Raw genomic sequence first — 16,535 nt, forward strand, 5'->3', positions numbered from 1 at the left:
CGTTGGCCTATCTGGATGAGTTCGATCGCGAATTTCTCATCCGGATAGGCCAACGTCTTTGTACAGCGGGGCGGGGTCAGACGCCCATGACGGCGGAGAACTTCGCCTGGTACGCCTTCTCCTCGGCTTCGCCGAGCGGGGCGAACGCCTTCACGCCGGCGAGCATGGCGTCGTCGGGGAAGATCAGCTTGTTCTCGGCCAGCTCGGGGTCGATCTTGACCATCTCGTCCTGCGCGCCGGCGACGGGGCAGACGTAGTTGACCCACGCGGCCAGCTCGGCGGCCACCTTCGGGTCGTAGTAGTGGTCGAGCAGCCCCATCGCGTTGCTCGCGTGTGTCGCGGTCACCGGGATCACCGCCGCGTCCGACCAGATCAGCATGCCCTCGTCGGGCGATACAAACTTGATCTTGTCGTCGTTGAGGCCCAGCTGGAGCGCGTCGCCGGACCAGGCGATCGCGGCCGCGACGTCGCCCTTGGCCAGGTCCTGGACGTACTCGTTGCCGGTGAAGCGGCGGATCTGCCCGGACTCGACGGCCTTGCGCAGCTTCTCCAGCGCCGCGTCGAAGTCCTCCGGCGTGAAGGCGGCCGGGTTCTTGCCGAGCGACGCGATGAGCAGGCCCATCGTGTCGGGCATCTCCATCGGCACGCTCACCTTGCCCTTGAGGTCGGGGCGGGTGAGCAGCTCGTCGACGGTGTGCACCTCCTTGGCCACCCGGGTGTTGACCGCGAACCCGGTCAGCCCGGACTGCCACGGCACCGCGTAGCGCAGCTCCTGGTCGTACGGGCGGGCCTTCAGCGAGGGCAGCAGGTTGCGGCGGTAGTTGGGCGTCTTGGCCGCGTCGAGTTCCTGGGCGAAGCCGTTGCGCAGGAACTTGTTGACCATCCAGTCCGAGAACACCACGATGTCGCGGTCGATCGGCTGGCAGGCCCCGAGCTGCGCACGGATCTTGCCGTAGTACTCGTTGTTGTCGTTGATGTCCTCGGTGTAGGACACCTCGATGCCGGTCCTGGCCTTGAAGGCGGCCAGCGTGGGGTGGCGCTTCTCGTCGTTGGAATCCACGTCGAGGTACTGCACCCAGTTGCCGAACGAGACCTTGCGCTCCGTGGCGGACAGGTCCGTGGCGGTGCAGGCGGGACGGGTGGACGCACCGGCCTGGGGTTTGATGCCCGACGGGCTGCAGGCAGCCAGCGCCCCGCCGGTCGCGGCGAGCGCGCCGCCGGCCAGGGCGCCGCGGAGCACGCGCCGCCGCGAGGAGGTCGCCGTGGTGGCCGCGAGCAGGGCGCGGGCCGGGGCCGACAGAGGACGAGCGCGCAATCGAGGCACCTTCCGCTGGGCAGGCTGAGAGCCTGGAGGGGTGACGGGTGACCCGCAATTGTGCCCAAAACGGCCCGCCACACGCCCGCTGAGGTGCGGCAGCTCACAAACCACCCGTTACTGCCCAACCATGTCGCCCAGGTTGCCGACGTACTACGAAATCCGTAGCCGTCGTGCGAAAATACTACTGAGAGGGTTGCTGCATCTCGACTACGTGTGCGATAACCGTAGGCAACGCCGCAACGTACCGATGAGTGAGGCCTCACGATGGGCAAGGAAACCGACCACCTCTGGATGCACTTCACCCGCATGGGCGCCTACCGCGAGGGCAGCGTGCCGACGATCGTCCGCGGCGAGGGCACGTACGTCTGGGACAGCAACGGCAAGCGGTATCTCGACGGCCTCGCCGGCCTGTTCACCGTCAACGCGGGCCACGGCCGCGCCGAGCTGGCCGACGCGGCCGCCAAGCAGGCGCACGAGCTGGCCTACTTCCCGCTGTGGTCGTACGCCCACCCGAAGGCCATCGAGCTCGCGGACCGGATCGCCGAGCTGACCCCCGGCGACCTCAACCGGATCTTCTTCACCACCGGCGGGTCCGAGGCCGTGGAGAGCGCCTGGAAGCTGGCCCGCTCCTACTTCAAGAAGGTCGGCCAGCCGCTGCGCCACAAGGTCGTCAGCCGCTACCTCGCCTACCACGGCACCTCGATGGGCGCGCTGTCCATCACCGGCGTCCCCGCGTTCCGCGCCGAGTTCGAGCCGCTGGTGCCCGGCGGCATCAAGGTGCCGAACACGAACTTCTACCGCGCGCCCGAGCACGGCGACGACTACGAGGCGTTCGGCGTATGGGCCGCCGAGGAGATCGCCCGCGCCATCGAGCGCGAAGGCCCCGAGACGGTGGCCGCGGTGTTCCTGGAGCCCGTGCAGAACGCGGGCGGCTGCTTCCCCGCTCCGCCCGGCTACTTCCAGCGGGTACGCGAGATCTGCGACCGCTACGGCGTGCTGCTCGTGTCCGACGAGGTCATCTGCTCCTGGGGGCGGCTCGGCGAGTACTTCGGTGCCCAGTTCTACGGCTACCAGCCCGACATCATCACCACCGCCAAGGGCATGACCTCGGGATACTCGCCGCTCGGCGCGATGATCGCCAGTGACCGGCTGATCGAGCCGTTCCTGGCCGACGGGCAGATGTTCGCCCACGGCATCACGTTCGGCGGGCATCCGGTCAGCTGCGCGGTCGGTCTGGCCAACCTGGACCTGTTCGAGCGCGAGGACCTGGTCGGGCATGTGCGCGAGAACGCGCCCGCGTTCCGGGCCACCCTGGAGAAGCTGTACGACCTGCCGATCGTCGGCGACGTCCGCGGCGAGGGCTACTTCTACGGCATCGAGCTGGTCAAGGACCGGGCCACCCGGGAGACGTTCAACGCCGAGGAGTCCGAGCGGCTGATCCGCGGCTTCCTGTCCGGGGCGCTGTTCGAGGCGGGCCTGTACTGCCGCGCCGACGACCGGGGCGACCCGGTCATCCAGCTCTCCCCGGCGCTGACCGCGACCCAGCAGCAGTTCGACGAGATCGAGCAGATCCTGCGCGACGTGCTGACCCGGGCCTCTTCACTGCTGTGACCTCCCTGTGGTTCGACACCGCGGGCGGGGCCGTCGCGTCCCGCCCGCCCCTTTCCGGCGACCTCGACGTCGACGTGGCGATCGTGGGCGCGGGCTACACCGGCCTGTGGACGGCGTACTACCTGCGCCGTGCCGACCCGGCGCTGCGAATCGCGGTCGTCGAGGCCGAGCAGGCCGGGTTCGGGGCGTCCGGGCGCAACGGCGGCTGGTGCTCCGGGCTGCTGCCCACGCCCTTGCCGAAGCTGGAGAAGCTGCACGGGCGGGCGGCGGCGGTCGCGTTCCAGCAGGCGATGATCGACACTGTCGACGAGGTCGGCCGGGTCGCCGCCGCCGAGGGCATCGACTGCCACTGGGACAAGGGCGGCACGCTGGGGCTGGCCCGGTCGGCGGCGCAGTGGCGCGGGGCCCGGGCGGAGTCGGAGCTGGCCGCGTCGTACGGGTTCGAACTGCGACTGCTCGACCGGGGCGAGGCGCTGGAGCGCTGCGGGGCGACCGACGTGCACGGGGCCACCTGGTCACCGCACTGCGCGGCACTGCACCCGCTGCGGCTGGCTCGCGGGCTGGCCTCGGTCGTGGAGCGACTGGGCGTCACGATCTACGAGCAGACCCGGGTGCTGGAGATCATGCCGGGCGCGGTCCGCACCGAGCATCGCACGGTACGCGCCGCCGTGGTCGTCCGGGCCACCGAGGGCTATACGCCCGGCCTACCCGGCTACCGGCGGGCCGTGGTGCCGATCTACTCCCTGATGATCGCGACCGAGCCGCTGCCGCAGTCCTTCTGGGACACCGCGGGTCTGGCCCGGCGGGAGACCTTCACCGACCACCGGCGGCTGGTCATCTACGGCCAGCGCACCGCCGACGACCGGCTCGCCTTCGGCGGGCGCGGCGCTCCCTACCACTACGGCTCCGCGGTGCGCCCGTCCTTCGACAGCGATCCCTCGGTCCACCTTGCCCTGCGCAACACCCTGGTGGAACTGTTCCCCGCGCTCGCCGACACCAAGCTCACCCACGCCTGGGGCGGCCCACTCGGCATCGCCCGCGACTGGCACCCGTCCGTCGGCCTCGACCGGACCACCGGCCTGGCCTGGGCCGGTGGCTACGTCGGCGACGGCGTCGCCGCCACCAACCTCGCCGGCCGCACCCTCGCCGACCTGATCACCGGCGCCGACTCACCGCTGACCGCCCTCCCCTGGGTCAACCACCGCTCCCCCCGCTGGGAGCCCGAACCCCTGCGCTGGCTCGGCATCAACACCGCCCTGCGCACCGTCGTCGCCCTCGACCGCTGGGCAGGACGGGGATCCGCTTAGTGCGGCGGCGGCACGATCGCTGTTTCGTGCCAAGACCTGCGGTCCGACCTCATGTGTTGACACGAAGCAGCGATCTTCGCGGTGCAGCACGCGGTGAGCTGGTGGTGCAGTGGCCCGGTCAGGACGGGGGGATGACGCGGAGGTGGCCGCGGCGGCCGGGGGTCGGCGGGCCGTGGGGCGGTTCCGGGGCGGGCTGGCGGGGGGCGGGGCGGGCTGCTTCGCGGACGGCTTCGGCCAGGGCGACGAGGTCGTCGGTGGTGGGGGGCGGGGGCTCGAACTCGCCGTCGTGGCGGACCAGGTCCCAGCCGCGCGGCGCGGTGAGGCTCAGGGCGTGCGGTTCGCACAGGTCGTACGTGTGCGGCTCCTGGTATGCGGCCAGCGGGCCGACCACCGCCGTGGACTCTGCATAGACATAGGTCAGCGTTGCTACCGCCTGCCGGGGGCAGCCGTTACGAGAGCAACGCCGTGGAGACCTCACGGCGTGTGACGTTAGCGCCCCGCCGCGCACCGGCACGCCGGTTGCGCCGCGACACGCCGAGGGAAGGATCACGGCCCCGTACCGGGTCCCGGTGCTGGCGCTCGGGGATACATTTGCCGGGTGACCAGTCCCGCCCGACGCCGCCCCACCGCCGCCCGCCGCCGCCGCGACCGCCACGGGCGGGGTATGCGGGGTCGGCTGGTGCCGGCCAGCGTGCCCCTGGCCAGGACCAAGGCCGAGGTCTTCGACGAGCTGGTGCTGGACACGGTGGAGTCGCTCGAGGCGCGGTTCGCGACCGAGCTGGCCGGGGTGGAGTTCGCGGTCGAGGACGTGCCGCCCGACCTCAACGTCTACGACTCCGACGTGCTGGAGGACGGGCGGGTGCCGCTGGCGCGGCTGCTGCCGGGACGGCCGGGACGGCACGGGGTGCCGCCGCGGATCGTGGTCTACCGGCGTCCGCTGGAGTTCCGGGCCTCGGACCGGGACGACCTGGGCGAGCTGGTGCGTGACGTGATCGTGGAGCAGGTCGCCAACCTGCTGGGCCTAAACCCCGACGACCTCGCTTAAACAAAGCCGGAACGCTGTCGGACCCGCCCCCACGGGCCCGACAGCGGCCGAAAGTCTCAGATCGCGCGGCGCTTGAGCTTGCGCCGCTCGCGCTCGGACAGCCCGCCCCAGATGCCGAAGCGCTCGTCATGCGACAGCGCGTACTCCAGGCACTCGGACTTGACCTCGCAGCGCGAGCAGATGCGCTTGGCCTCGCGGGTAGAACCACCCTTCTCAGGGAAGAACGCCTCCGGGTCAGTCTGGGAGCACAGCGCGTGCTCCTGCCACTCGGGCGCGTTGCCCAGCAGATCCGCCACGACGGGGCGACCGTCCATCTCCGCTGCCTCCTTATTGCGCGCCGGCTCGCGACCGGCGCAACCCCCCACCTGGAGAGCGTTTGTCCACATAGGCGGTTTTGTGGATGCCGCTACCTCCAGCCCCACGCAAAATTACACGCGTGTCCTACGTGCACCGTCAAGCTCACTCTGGTACACGCCCGGCAGGGCCGTTCGGTTCGGGTTTTCACCGTCCCGCCACTGCCCTATCGATTCAGACCCGAAACCGGTGACGGCATGTCGGGCGTGTCGTGGCGAAATTCTGCTGGCGTGTCGAACTTGACGGCAGGGTGCTGACTACCTTCGGACAGGAGTGAGCTGCTAGCGCGCGTAACTCGTCGTGCGCTGGCGGGCGGGCCGACCGGCGGCCGCGGCGATGGCGTGCAGCTGTTCCACCGTACGGGCCGAGCCGTGCGCCGACCCGGCCATTCGGGAAATCGTCTCCTCCATGAGAGTGCCCCCGAGGTCGTTGCAGCCGCCGTTCAGCATCGCGACGGTGCCCTCATCGCCCAATTTGACCCAGGAGCACTGGATGTTGGGGATGCGCCCGTGCAGCAGCAACCGGGCCATCGCGTGCACGACCCGGTTCTCGCGCCAGGTCGCCCCCGCGCGCGAGATGCCGGCCAGGTAGATAGGGGCGTTGGTGTGCACGAACGGCAGCGCCACGAACTCGGTGAAGCCGCCGGTACGGTCCTGCAGCCCGGCCAGCACCCGGAAGTGGCCCAGCCAGTGCCGGGGGTGGTCGACGTGCCCGTACATCATCGTGGAGCTGGACCGGATGCCCAGCCGGTGCGCCGCCTCGACGGTCTCCACCCAGGCCGAGGTGGGCAGTTTGCCCTTGGTCAGCACCCAGCGCACGTCGTCGTCGAGGATCTCCGCGGCGGTGCCCGGAATGGTGTCCAGTCCCGCGTCCCGCAGCCGGGTCAGCCAGTCCTTGACGGACACCCCGGCCTTGGCGGCGGCGGTGACGATCTCCATAGGAGAGAAGGCGTGCACGTGCATGCCCGGCACCCGCGCCTTCACCGCGCGGACCAGGTCCGGGTACACCGAGACCGGCAGCTGCGGGTCGATGCCGCCCTGCACGCAGATCTCGGTCGCGCCGTCGCGCCAGGCCTCCTCGGCCCGGTCAGCGACCTGCTCCACACTCAGCCGGTACGCGTCGGCATCGCGCTCACGCTGCGCGAACGCGCAGAACCGGCAGCCTACGTAACAGACGTTCGAAAAGTTGATGTTGCGATTGACCACATAGGTGACGTCGTCGCCGACGGTGTCCCGGCGTACGTCGTCGGCGATGCGGCACAGCTCGTCCAGCGCCTGGCCGTCGGCGTGCAGCAGTGCCAGGGCCGCCTCCTCGTGCACCGGCTCCAGCAGCGCCGCCGGGTTCTCCCGGGCGATCCGCAGCCCGGCCGCGAGCGCGCCCACGGTGACCGCGGGACCAGCGCCGCCGACCGCCGCCCCGACGGCCGACCAGTCGCCGTACACCGTGTCGAAGTCGCCGCGGCGGTCCTCGGCCCGGCCGTCGGTGTCGATCTCGCGGTGCAGGTCCACCCGGCCCGTGCCGCCCTCGACCTCGGGCTCCTGCCACGGACGGCCCACCACCGGTGCATCGGCGACGGCCATGCCGGACTCGTCGGCCAGCGCCCGCACGTGCGGCTGCAACCGCGGATCGAGCCAACGGTCGCCGCCGCCGCGCACGTAGTTCGGATACACCGTGAGCCGCTCCCGCAGCTCGAACCCGGCGGCCTTCGTCAGGTCCGCGAGCTCGTCCAGGTGCGGCCACGGCCGCTCCGGGTTCACGTGGTCCGGGGTGAGGGGCGAGACACCGCCCCAGTCGTCGATACCGGCCTTGACCAGCAGCTCGAACGACGCGTCGATCAGGTTCGGCGGAGCCTGGATGCGCATGCCGGGCCCCATCAGCAGCCGCGTCACCGCGACCGTGGCGGCCAGGTCCAGCACGGACGCGTCGGGAGTGGAGCGCATCGCCGTGTCCGGCTTGGCCCGGAAGTTCTGCACGATGATCTCCTGCAGGTGGCCGTACTCGCGGGCACTGCGGCGCATCTCGAAGATCGCGTCGACCCGCTCGGCGTGTGTCTCGCCGATGCCGATCAGGATGCCCGTGGTGAACGGCACACCCACCCGGCCCGCGTCGGCCAGCACCCGCAGCCGCACCGCGGGCTCCTTGTCCGGCGAGCCGTAGTGCGGGCCGCCCGGCTCCGACCACAGCCGCGTCGCGGTCGTCTCCAGCATCATGCCCATGCTCGGCGCGACGGGCCGCAGCCGCTGCAGATCGGCCCAGCTCATGACACCCGGGTTCAGGTGCGGCAGCAGCCCCGTCTCCTCCAGCACCGCGATCGCCACCGCGCGCAGGTAGTCGATCGTGGACCCGTACCCCCGCTCGGTCAGCCACTGCTGCGCCGCAGGCCACCGCTCCTCCGGCCGGTCACCCAGCGTGAACAGCGCCTCCTTGCAGCCCAGCGCCGCGCCCTGCCGGGCGATCGCCAGCACTTCGTCGCGGTCCAGGTAGGCCGCGGGCAGCCGGTGCGGCACCGTCGCGAACGTGCAGTAGTGGCATCGGTCACGGCACAGCCGCGTCAGCGGGATGAACACCTTCTTCGAGAACGTGATCACCCCCGGCCGCCCGGCGTCGCGCAACCCCGCATCGCGTACGCCCGCAGCCAGCCCCAAAAGCTCGTCGAACGCCTCGCCCGAGGCGCTGAGCAGGGCAGTCGCCTCCGCCACGTCCAGCGCCTTCCCGGCCCCCGCACGCTTGAGCGCACGGCCGATCTCCGCGGAAGTGACCACCGGCTGCGCTACGACCTCGCTGGACATGGTCGCCAGCCTACGACCCTGGCCCCGGCGTCCGGCCGCGGTGCGGGAGGATGTCGACATGCGGATCGTGGTGCTGGCAGGTGGCATCGGCGGCGCGCGTTTCCTGGCCGGAGTGCGGGCCCACGCCCACGCCACCGGCGACGAGGTGACCGCCGTCGTCAACGTGGGCGACGACGTGTGGATGCACGGGCTGCGCATCACCCCCGACCTCGACTCGGTCATGTACACCCTGGGCGGCGGCATCGACCCCGAACGCGGCTGGGGCCGCGCCGGCGAGACCTGGACCGTCAAGGAGGAGCTGGCCAAGTACGGCGCCGAGCCCACCTGGTTCGGCCTCGGCGACCGCGACATCGCCACCCACCTGGTGCGCACCCGCATGCTCAACGCCGGCTACCCGCTGTCGGCCGTCGTCGCCGCGCTCTGCGACCGCTGGCAGCCCGGCATCACCATGCTGCCCGCCACCGACGACCGCCTCGAAACCCACGTCGTGGTCGCGGCCGAGGACGGCAGCGGCGACCAGGCGATCCACTTCCAGGAATGGTGGGTACGCCACCGCGCCGCACTGCCCGCCAAGCAGTTCCGCTTCGTCGGCGCCGACACCGCCAAACCCGCGGCAGGCGTGCTCGACGCGCTTCAGGCCGCCGACATCGTGCTGCTCGCCCCCAGCAACCCCGTCGTGTCCATCGCGCCCGTGCTGGCCGTCAGCGCCCTGCGCGACGCCCTCGTCGGCGGCCCCGCCCCCGTCGTCGGCGTCTCCCCCATCATCGGCGGCAGCCCCGTCCGCGGCATGGCCGACAAGTGCCTGTCCGCCGTGAACGTCCCCTGCACCGCCGAGGGCGTCGGCCGCCTCTACGGCGCCCGCTCCGACGGCGGCGTGCTCGACGGCTGGCTCGTCGACTCCACAGACGCCGCCACCGACGTCCCCGGCGTACGGGTCGCCGCTGTTCCCCTGTGGATGACCGACGACGACGCCACGGCCGCCATGGTCCGCGCCGCCCTGGAACTCGGAGGACGAGCATGATCGACGGTTTCAGCGTGCACGCGGTCCGGGGCATCCCGGACGTGCAGCCGGGCGACGACCTCGCCAAACTCATCGTCGGCGCGGCCCCGTGGCTCGCGGACGGCGACATCCTGGTGGTCACCAGCAAGATCGTGTCGAAGTCGGAGGGTGCGCTGGCGTCGGTGCCCGTCGGCGGGCCCGAGCGGGAAGCCGCCCGGGAGCAGGTGCTGCGCTCGCAGACCGCCCGGCCCGTCGCCACCCGCGGGCACACCCGGATCGTGCAGACCCACCACGGGTTCGTCATGGCCTCCGCGGGCATCGACAACTCGAACGTGGACCGGTCTCAGCTCGTGCTGCTGCCTGTGGACCCCGATGCGTCCGCCCGTGCGCTGCGTGAGGCACTGCGGGAGCGGTACGGGCTCGACGTGGCCGTCATCGTCAGCGACACCATGGGGCGGCCTTGGCGCAACGGGCTCACCGACGTCGCCCTCGGGTGTGCGGGGATCGAGCCGCTGCGGGATCACCGCGGGGAGACCGACCCGTACGGCAACGAACTGCAGATCACGCAGATGGCGGTCGTGGACGAGCTGGCTGCTGCCGCGGAGCTGGTCAAGGGCAAGGTGGATCGGGTGCCGGTCGCGGTCGTACGCGGGCTGCTCACGTCCACGCGGGACAGCGGCGGGGTCGTGCCGACGCTGGTCCGGGACGCGGAACACGACCTGTTCTCGCTGGGCACCGCGGAAGCGCGGGAGCAGGGGCGGGCGGAGGCACTCGACCAGGCGTGATCCACAGGGGCTCGCTGGGTTATCCACAGGTGGTCCGGTAGGGGCTGTGCTCAGCGTGTTCAATCCGTTACCCTGCCCGCAGGCGTCCCGGCGGGTGTGGATCGAATGGTGCCGGGGACGCTTCCACAGCGCGCTTCTTTGGGGAGGGAAGCATGCCTGAACGACGTACACCGGTGCAGATCACCGTCGACCTGGCTGGCTTGCGCGAAGTCAGCGCCGACCTGCGTCACCAGACCGAGGCCCTCAAGTCCGACCTGGCCGTAGCACGGCGGAGAATGGGCTGGGGCGCGCGCTTCTGCCTCGCGTTGGACTGTGCCGAAGGGCGGGCTGCCCGAGTCTCAGCGGGCGACGTACTGGCCCAGCACCGGCACAACGCCGAGGTGCAGCTGCGAATCACCGAAGGGCTTAACAACGCTCTGGACCAGATCGCGAAGAACTACGCCGACGCCGATGCGCGCGCTGCCGCCCGCATTTACGACGTCGAGGCGGAGCTGAACAAAGCGATCGCTGAGCTGAAGAGGGCCGCCGAGACCAAGCAAGCACCTCTCCTCCGAGGAATGCTCCCATGACCACTCGGACCACGGGCATGCTCTCCTCTGAAAGAGGCTATGTCGTCACGCAGCAAGGTGCTTTGGCGCTGTGGCCGACGGTGGGGACGACGAATTGGGTCGCGGTCGATCCGCCCCGAGTCTGGGACATGCTGCAGCACGAGGATGACGCACTGGGCTGGGAGCAGGTAACCGGCCTACGTGCCTACGTCTCCCTGGTCAATGCGCAGGCCAACAGGTTGTCAGGCCACCGCACGGCGCTCGCCCAGATCTGGCCGGCCGAACAGAGCCAGGCTGCTGCAATCGCATTGACCAAGCTGGACGATATGATTGACCTGCTGCGCGCTGACAGCGAAGCCGCCATGCAGAACGCTCTCGCGATCCAAGGCATCATGGAGGCTACGGCCAAAGCCAAGCGCGAGGTGCACCAGATCGTGAAGGCGTGGGAGCTGACCACGAATGACGGGGGTCCGGAGTGGTGGGATCGTGAAGCCACCCGGCTGAGTTACGTGACAGAGCAGACCATGGTGGCTACGGAGCGGGCAATACGCGACCACCGTGCACAGATGGTCCTGCCTCCCAACTGGAAGCCTATCGACGACGGAACGCAGGTCGGAACACGCCTCCCACTCCGGGAGACCACCACAGCCGCCCGGCTGCTGCCCACCAGTACTACCCGCACCAACGGGCGAACCAACGAGCGGCCGACTCCTCCTAGCCTTCCCGGTCGTCCACCGCTCGTCAGTCTGCCGCCGTCAGGACCGGGGCCGGATCTGCAAGGTGCCACTCCACCAGTTCCGGCCGTTCCCGGGCAACCTGTATCCATGTTGCCCATCGCACCCGGCAATCCCTACGCGCCGTATGGCGGTGCTTACGTATTGCCCGGTCCTGGCGTGGGCCCGAACGGATACGTCGTGGCACTGCCCCCGCCCGGAAGCGGAGGCAGTCCAATCGTTTCGCAGCCGCGAACGAGCGGTGGATCACCAGGAATGATGCCAATGCCCATGGGCGGCCCGTTCGGGCAGCGGGATGGACGCGGCGGTGATGCGTCTTATCGGCGTGGCGCAGGCACCCACTGGGAGGTCGCGCAGGGTGTGACGCCAGTGATCCGGCCCGAAGGGTCTGGCCGGATCACCCCCACGGAGGAAGAGACTGAGGAGCAATTCCGCCAGTGGTTCACCCAGACAGCCATGCCCTGGCGCAATGACAACGCCCAAGACAGCCCCACCCCGATCGTCACTATTCGACGAGGAGCCGGTCCATCTTGATCCGATCCAGCCGAGTGCTCCGCGCCTTCTCAGCCCTCATCCTGACGGTGGCGTTACTCGGCACCGCCGCCCCGGCCCAGGCTGATGAAGTTTCTGATGGCCAGTGGTTTCACAGGTTCCTACGAACAACAGATGCCCACCGAATCACCGAGGGCGCAGGTGTGACAGTGGCCGTCATAGACAGCGGTATCGATGCGACACATCCAGACCTGCAAGGTTCGGTGTTACCAGGCGCGGACCTAACCTCGGAAGGACCCGGCAACGGGTGGATCGATAAAACAGGACATGGCACCGCCATGGCCGGGCTCATCGCCGCGCACGGAAAGGTCCAGGGCTTGGCTCCTGCGGCGAAGGTCATGCCCGTCCGTGAGTCGGAACGGGGCCTGGGGAACACGACAGAGATCGTAAATGCCATCACCTGGGCAACAGCTCAACACGTCGACGTAATCTCGATCTCCCTCGCCATGGACTTCGACGACCCCACAATGCGAACAGCGGTAGCCGAAGCGCTCAAGGCAGACATCGTCGTCGTGGCCGGGGCAGGTAACACTCCTGCCCGCAACGTTGGCTTTCCTGCCGCCATTCCTGGAGTGGTCGCAGTCGCGGGCGTCGGAAGAGACGGCGAGCACGCGAAGATCTCCGTGACCGGCGCAGCCGTTGCGATCTCGGCACCGAGTGATGACATCACCAGCACAGGCTTAGGCCATGGCTGGCGGAAAGGCACTGGAACCTCGGACGCGACAGCCATCGTCGCGGGTGCCGTGGCCCTCGTCCGCGCCCGCTACCCGGACCTCTCCGGGCCAGAGGTCGTACACCGGCTTACGGCCACCGCTATTGACAAGGGCCCCGCCGGCCGGGATGCGCAGTACGGCTTCGGCGTTATCGACTTGGTCGGCGCGCTGACGGCAGACATCCCCCCGCTCAGCTCGCCGACGGCATCCGCAAACGCGCCCCAGGACCCCGCGTCCGAAGGCCCGAGCCCGTGGATGTGGGTCGTCGGAGCCGTCGTAGTGCTCGGGGTACTCGTGTTGGCCGTCAGGTCACGACGGCGTGGGTGAGCGGCCGGCGAGCATCGCGTGGCCGAGGGGGGTGAGGGTGTGCAGGACGGTGTTGCGGTCTCTGAGGCTGTGCACGAGCCCGGCTTCGCGCAGCACGGCCACGTGCTGGCTCGCTGCCGCCGGCGACACCTCGAGCCGCCGCGCGAGTTCTGTCGTCGTGCTCCCGTCGGCCACCAGCTCGACCACCGCGGCCCGGGTACGCCCGAGCAGCGCCGCGAGCGCCTCCTGGCTGCGTACGACCGCGGCCCGTGCCTCGTGGTGGACCGAGTAGACCAGCACCGGCGGCAGGTCCGGGTCGAACAGGCAGACGGGTTTGCTGGGAGTCTTGAAGTAGGACGGGACGAGCTGCAGCCCGCGCCCTTCGAGGTGCACGTCCCGGTCCGACGGATACTCGGAGATCTCCAGGACGCTGCCGTCGAACCGTACCGTCGGGTGAATGGTGTTGAGCAGGCCTTCGGTGCCGGTTTCGAGCATGGTGCGGGCGCGCAGGCCGCGGTCGGCGTCGACGGCGGTGCGCACGCGGTCCCACATGGGCGCGATGGCCGTCTCGTGGTAGCGGCTGATGGCGGTGCCGAGTTCGCCCAGCGCCCGGGTGGATCCGACGCCGACGTCGTCGACGTTGCCCGAGAGGGATCCCTGCGCGTCGCCCAGGGCGTTGATCTCTTTGCGCAGCCGGTCCTTGGGAGTGGACAGCACGGCTTCGAGTCCGGGCGCGATGCCGGCGGCGGCTTCGGGCGGGGTGAGGAAGTCGGGGAAGTAGCCAACGGGCGGGTTGAGCGCGAGCAGCAGGCCGACCTGGTCGCGGAGGGCGCCGCCGGGCTTCAGGTCGGTGATCATGCGGTTCTTCCAGCCGCCCAGCAGCGGATCGGTGCCGCGGTATCGCAGCAGGTGGATGCTGAGCGCGAGTTCCCACATCGGGTCCGGTGTCGACGAGATCCGGGTACGGACCAGGTCGGCGCTGGAGAAGTGGATACGCAGCATGGGCTCTCCGGGCTAGGGGTCGGCGCTGACTCTACCGGCCGAGGTGACCTGGGTCTTTAAGTCACAACCGAAAGACGTAGACCCTTCACCGTTCGGTGGATGATCCTTGGCGCAGCCTGGGGAACCGAGGCCGCGCCTTTCTCGAGGCGCGAAACTCGGCCGTACGGGGGCGTACGGGGCGATGCGGTAGCGGCTGGTCGGTTTGCCGGGGGGCAGGCCGACCGGCCGCTCCGTACGCGGGACGAGGCTTGGGAACCCCAGTTCAAAGCCATAATGCGATGCGGTGGTCCTCGTCGGCCACGTACACGGGGGCACCGTCGCGTTCGGAGACGCCTTCGACGTGGTGCAGCGGTGCCAGGTCGGCGATCAGGTCCGGGGACACCAGCGCCGGGCCGGTGCCGTCCGGCAGTTCGAAGCGCAGGTGCCGGCAGGTGGCGTCGCGGGCGTCGGGGTGCTGCTCCAGCAGGATGGAGCCCTTGTCGAGGGCGTCGATCGAGCCGACGACGACGTCGAAGGCCCCGTCGTCGCGGGCCGCGAGCGCGCGTACGCCGAGCGGCCCCGGGCCGATGCCGGTGAGCGCGTAGACCCCGGCCACGCCGAGGGTTTCCGCGCCGCTGAACAGGCCGGGCACGCCGGTGATCTCGACGAGGATCGGCTCGCCGAGCGCGGTGACCGGCCAGCGGAGCCCGGCCAGCAGTGTGCCGCGGGCGGTGAACGCGGCCCCCTCGACGTTGACCGGGTGGTCGCCGGGCGCGAGCTGGTTGGTCCAGCGCTTGCCCTTGGCGGTGCCGCGGCGTACGGCCTCGGCGATGAAGCCGGCGTGCACCACGTCGCGGACGGGTTCGGGGGCGGCCGGGTGCCCGGTGACCGCCAGCGCGGCCAGGGCGTCGTTGACCGCGCGGTGCAGGGCGAACCGGTGCCTGATGATCTGGAGTTGCGGGCGCGCAGATTCGCGGAAGCGGGCCACGAAGGCACGTTTGGGCTGCAGCGGGCCGGCTTTGGAGCCGAAGTGGGAGCCCAGCACGTAGACCCAGCCGTCGAGCCGGGCGAGCGCCTCGGCGTCTTCGGTGCGTCCCTCGTGCTCGCCTGCCGTCGCGGCGACGTGCTCGGCCCGCCAGCCGCCGTCGTGCTGCTCGACGAGCAGCGCCAGGCACTCCTCGACCGGCCCCTCGTCGAGGACGGTCCAGTAGGCCCGGCGCGCGCCGAGTTCCGCGAGAAGATCTTCGTTGTGTACGGGCAGCAGGTCGCTCGCCTCATTGCCCGCCGCGGACAGCTCCACCAGTTGCATGGAGATCAGCTTAGGCAGTCCAGGCGAGCCCGCCGCCGGCTCAGATCCGGCTGTCGCCGCGCTCCTTGAGCTCGTCGACGAGCTTCTTGACGTCCTGGGCCCGATCGCGCGGGCAGACCAGCACCGCGTCCGGGGTGTCGACCACGATCATGTCGTGCAGGCCGAGCGCGGCGACGAGCCGGCCGGACTGCGGCACGACGACGGTGCCGGTGGAGTCATGCAGCAGCACCTCGGCCTTGCCGCCGTCGAGCGTGGCGCTGTCGCCGACGATCACGTTGCCGGCGTCGTCGGCGGGCAGCACGTCACCGAGGGTGTGGAAGTCGCCGACGTCGTTCCAGCCGAAGTCGCCGGGCACGGTCGCGACGAGCCCGGCCGCGGCCGCGCCCTCCATCACCGCGTAGTCGACGGAGATCTTGGGCAGGGTCGGCCAGATCTCGCCGAGCACCTGGTCTCGGTCGTCGGTGTCCCAGGCCGCGGCGATCCGGATCAGCCCGTCGTGCAGTTCGGGCTGCTGGCGGTGCAGCTCCTTGAGGAAGACGTCGACCCGCCACACGAACATGCTGGCGTTCCACAGGTAGCGGCCGGACTGCACGTACTCGGTCGCGACGGCCAGGGAGGGCTTCTCCTTGAACTCGTCGACGGTGCGGATCGGGCCCTCGACGGTGGGGCCGCACTGCAGGTAGCCGTACCCGGTCTCGGGGTGGGTGGGGGTGATGCCGACGGTCATCAGCAGGCCGCGGTGGGCGCCGGCCTCGGCGTCGCGCAGCACCTCGACGAAGCGCGCGCCGTCGCGGATCAGGTGGTCGGCGGCGAACGAGCCCATCACGGCCTCGGGGTCGCGCTGGGCGATGACCGCGGCGGCCAGGCCGATGGCGGCGCAGGAGTCGCGCGGGCTCGGCTCGATGAGGATGTTGGAGTCGGGCAGGTCGGGCAGCTGCCGCGCGATCCCGGGCGCGTGGGCGACGCCCGTCACCACGTAGGTGTCACCGAGTGCCGCCACCGGGGCGAGCCGGGCCACGGTCGCCTGGATGAGGGTCTCGGCGGTGCCGGTCAGGGGGTGCAGAAACTTCGGGTTCTTGGCGCGCGACAGCGGCCAGAGACGGGTTCCACTTCCACCTGCGGGAATAACGGCGTGCAGCATCCGGCCATTCTGCCTGACGGGTACGACCGGCATGTGCACCCC

At 70.3% G+C, this 16,535-nt stretch carries 14 protein-coding genes and 1 pseudogene; 8 read left to right on the forward strand and 7 right to left on the reverse strand.

The window, feature by feature from the left end; genetic code table 11:
• Window positions 1-76: 76 nt before the first annotated feature.
• Window positions 77-1,315, reverse strand: coding sequence for an ABC transporter substrate-binding protein (locus F9C41_RS33615; RefSeq protein WP_230690204.1), 1,239 nt, complete (start codon window positions 1,313-1,315; stop codon window positions 77-79).
• A gap of 267 nt (window positions 1,316-1,582) precedes the next feature.
• Here F9C41_RS33615 and F9C41_RS33620 point away from each other — a divergent pair, with 267 nt between their 5' ends.
• Together F9C41_RS33620 and F9C41_RS33625 are read left to right on the forward strand one after the other, a co-directional pair.
• Window positions 1,583-2,929, forward strand: coding sequence for an aspartate aminotransferase family protein (locus F9C41_RS33620; RefSeq protein WP_155390872.1), 1,347 nt, complete (start codon window positions 1,583-1,585; stop codon window positions 2,927-2,929).
• Window positions 2,926-4,236 (forward strand): NAD(P)/FAD-dependent oxidoreductase, encoded by a 1,311-nt coding sequence (locus F9C41_RS33625; protein ID WP_155390873.1) that lies wholly within the window; start codon window positions 2,926-2,928, stop codon window positions 4,234-4,236. Before F9C41_RS33620 ends, F9C41_RS33625 begins: the two co-directional genes overlap by 4 nt.
• A 118-nt stretch (window positions 4,237-4,354) precedes the next feature.
• On the opposite strand, the gene F9C41_RS33630 is transcribed toward F9C41_RS33625, so the two are convergent.
• Window positions 4,355-4,714, reverse strand: a complete 360-nt coding sequence (locus F9C41_RS33630) for a DUF3499 domain-containing protein (RefSeq protein ID WP_120321490.1) — start codon at window positions 4,712-4,714, stop codon at window positions 4,355-4,357.
• 120 nt (window positions 4,715-4,834) lie between these two features.
• Here F9C41_RS33630 and F9C41_RS33635 point away from each other — a divergent pair, with 120 nt between their 5' ends.
• A complete protein-coding gene (locus tag F9C41_RS33635) occupies window positions 4,835-5,281 on the forward strand; it encodes a metallopeptidase family protein (protein WP_120316910.1) in 447 nt (148 codons plus the stop codon).
• 56 nt (window positions 5,282-5,337) lie between these two features.
• Here F9C41_RS33635 and F9C41_RS33640 read toward each other — a convergent pair whose 3' ends face one another.
• Window positions 5,338-5,595 (reverse strand): WhiB family transcriptional regulator, encoded by a 258-nt coding sequence (locus F9C41_RS33640; protein WP_120316911.1) that lies wholly within the window; start codon window positions 5,593-5,595, stop codon window positions 5,338-5,340.
• 321 nt (window positions 5,596-5,916) lie between these two features.
• Window positions 5,917-8,424, reverse strand: coding sequence for a bifunctional FO biosynthesis protein CofGH (locus tag F9C41_RS33645; protein ID WP_155390874.1), 2,508 nt, complete (start codon window positions 8,422-8,424; stop codon window positions 5,917-5,919).
• A 58-nt stretch (window positions 8,425-8,482) separates the two neighbouring features.
• On the opposite strand from F9C41_RS33645, the gene cofD reads away from it, so the two are divergent.
• From cofD to F9C41_RS33670, 5 genes and pseudogenes are all read left to right on the forward strand, one after another.
• On the forward strand, window positions 8,483-9,445 hold the full coding sequence (gene cofD, locus F9C41_RS33650) for a 2-phospho-L-lactate transferase (RefSeq protein WP_155390875.1): 963 nt from the start codon (window positions 8,483-8,485) through the stop codon (window positions 9,443-9,445).
• Window positions 9,442-10,194: pseudogene (locus tag F9C41_RS33655) on the forward strand (coenzyme F420-0:L-glutamate ligase); the annotation flags it as partial. The gene cofD and the pseudogene F9C41_RS33655, both read left to right, overlap by 4 nt.
• Window positions 10,195-10,361: 167 nt before the next feature.
• On the forward strand, window positions 10,362-10,778 hold the full coding sequence (locus F9C41_RS33660; RefSeq protein ID WP_155390877.1) for a hypothetical protein: 417 nt from the start codon (window positions 10,362-10,364) through the stop codon (window positions 10,776-10,778).
• Entirely contained in the window at window positions 10,775-12,025 is a 1,251-nt protein-coding gene (locus F9C41_RS33665) for a hypothetical protein (protein WP_155390878.1), read from the forward strand. Before F9C41_RS33660 ends, F9C41_RS33665 begins: the two co-directional genes overlap by 4 nt.
• Before the next feature lie 161 nt (window positions 12,026-12,186).
• The gene (locus F9C41_RS33670; RefSeq protein ID WP_330164805.1) at window positions 12,187-13,083 is read left to right on the forward strand and encodes a S8 family serine peptidase; all 897 of its coding nucleotides are present in this window, start codon (window positions 12,187-12,189) and stop codon (window positions 13,081-13,083) included.
• Here F9C41_RS33670 and F9C41_RS33675 read toward each other — a convergent pair.
• From F9C41_RS33675 to F9C41_RS33685, 3 genes are all read right to left on the reverse strand, one after another.
• On the reverse strand, window positions 13,066-14,064 hold the full coding sequence (locus F9C41_RS33675) for an ArsR/SmtB family transcription factor (protein WP_155390880.1): 999 nt from the start codon (window positions 14,062-14,064) through the stop codon (window positions 13,066-13,068). The genes F9C41_RS33670 and F9C41_RS33675 overlap by 18 nt on opposite strands.
• A 262-nt stretch (window positions 14,065-14,326) precedes the next feature.
• On the reverse strand, window positions 14,327-15,358 hold the full coding sequence (locus F9C41_RS33680; RefSeq protein ID WP_155390881.1) for a hypothetical protein: 1,032 nt from the start codon (window positions 15,356-15,358) through the stop codon (window positions 14,327-14,329).
• Window positions 15,359-15,392: 34 nt separating this feature from the next.
• Complete coding sequence (locus F9C41_RS33685) at window positions 15,393-16,493, reverse strand: mannose-1-phosphate guanylyltransferase (protein WP_155390882.1); 1,101 nt, start codon at window positions 16,491-16,493, stop codon at window positions 15,393-15,395.
• Between the last annotated feature and the right edge of the window lie 42 nt (window positions 16,494-16,535).

Source organism: Catellatospora paridis (genome assembly GCF_009720365.1).
GTDB lineage: Bacteria > Actinomycetota > Actinomycetes > Mycobacteriales > Micromonosporaceae > Catellatospora > Catellatospora paridis.

Coding starts and splice junctions, on each gene's coding strand:
- F9C41_RS33675 (WP_155390880.1), bottom strand. CDS start 14,064: ATGCTGCGTATCCACTTCTCCAGCGCCGACCTGGTCCGTACCCGGATC.
- F9C41_RS33685 (WP_155390882.1), bottom strand. CDS start 16,493: ATGCTGCACGCCGTTATTCCCGCAGGTGGAAGTGGAACCCGTCTCTGG.
- F9C41_RS33665 (WP_155390878.1), top strand. CDS start 10,775: ATGACCACTCGGACCACGGGCATGCTCTCCTCTGAAAGAGGCTATGTC.
- F9C41_RS33645 (WP_155390874.1), bottom strand. CDS start 8,424: ATGTCCAGCGAGGTCGTAGCGCAGCCGGTGGTCACTTCCGCGGAGATC.
- F9C41_RS33660 (WP_155390877.1), top strand. CDS start 10,362: ATGCCTGAACGACGTACACCGGTGCAGATCACCGTCGACCTGGCTGGC.
- F9C41_RS33640 (WP_120316911.1), bottom strand. CDS start 5,595: ATGGACGGTCGCCCCGTCGTGGCGGATCTGCTGGGCAACGCGCCCGAG.
- F9C41_RS33620 (WP_155390872.1), top strand. CDS start 1,583: ATGGGCAAGGAAACCGACCACCTCTGGATGCACTTCACCCGCATGGGC.
- cofD (WP_155390875.1), top strand. CDS start 8,483: ATGCGGATCGTGGTGCTGGCAGGTGGCATCGGCGGCGCGCGTTTCCTG.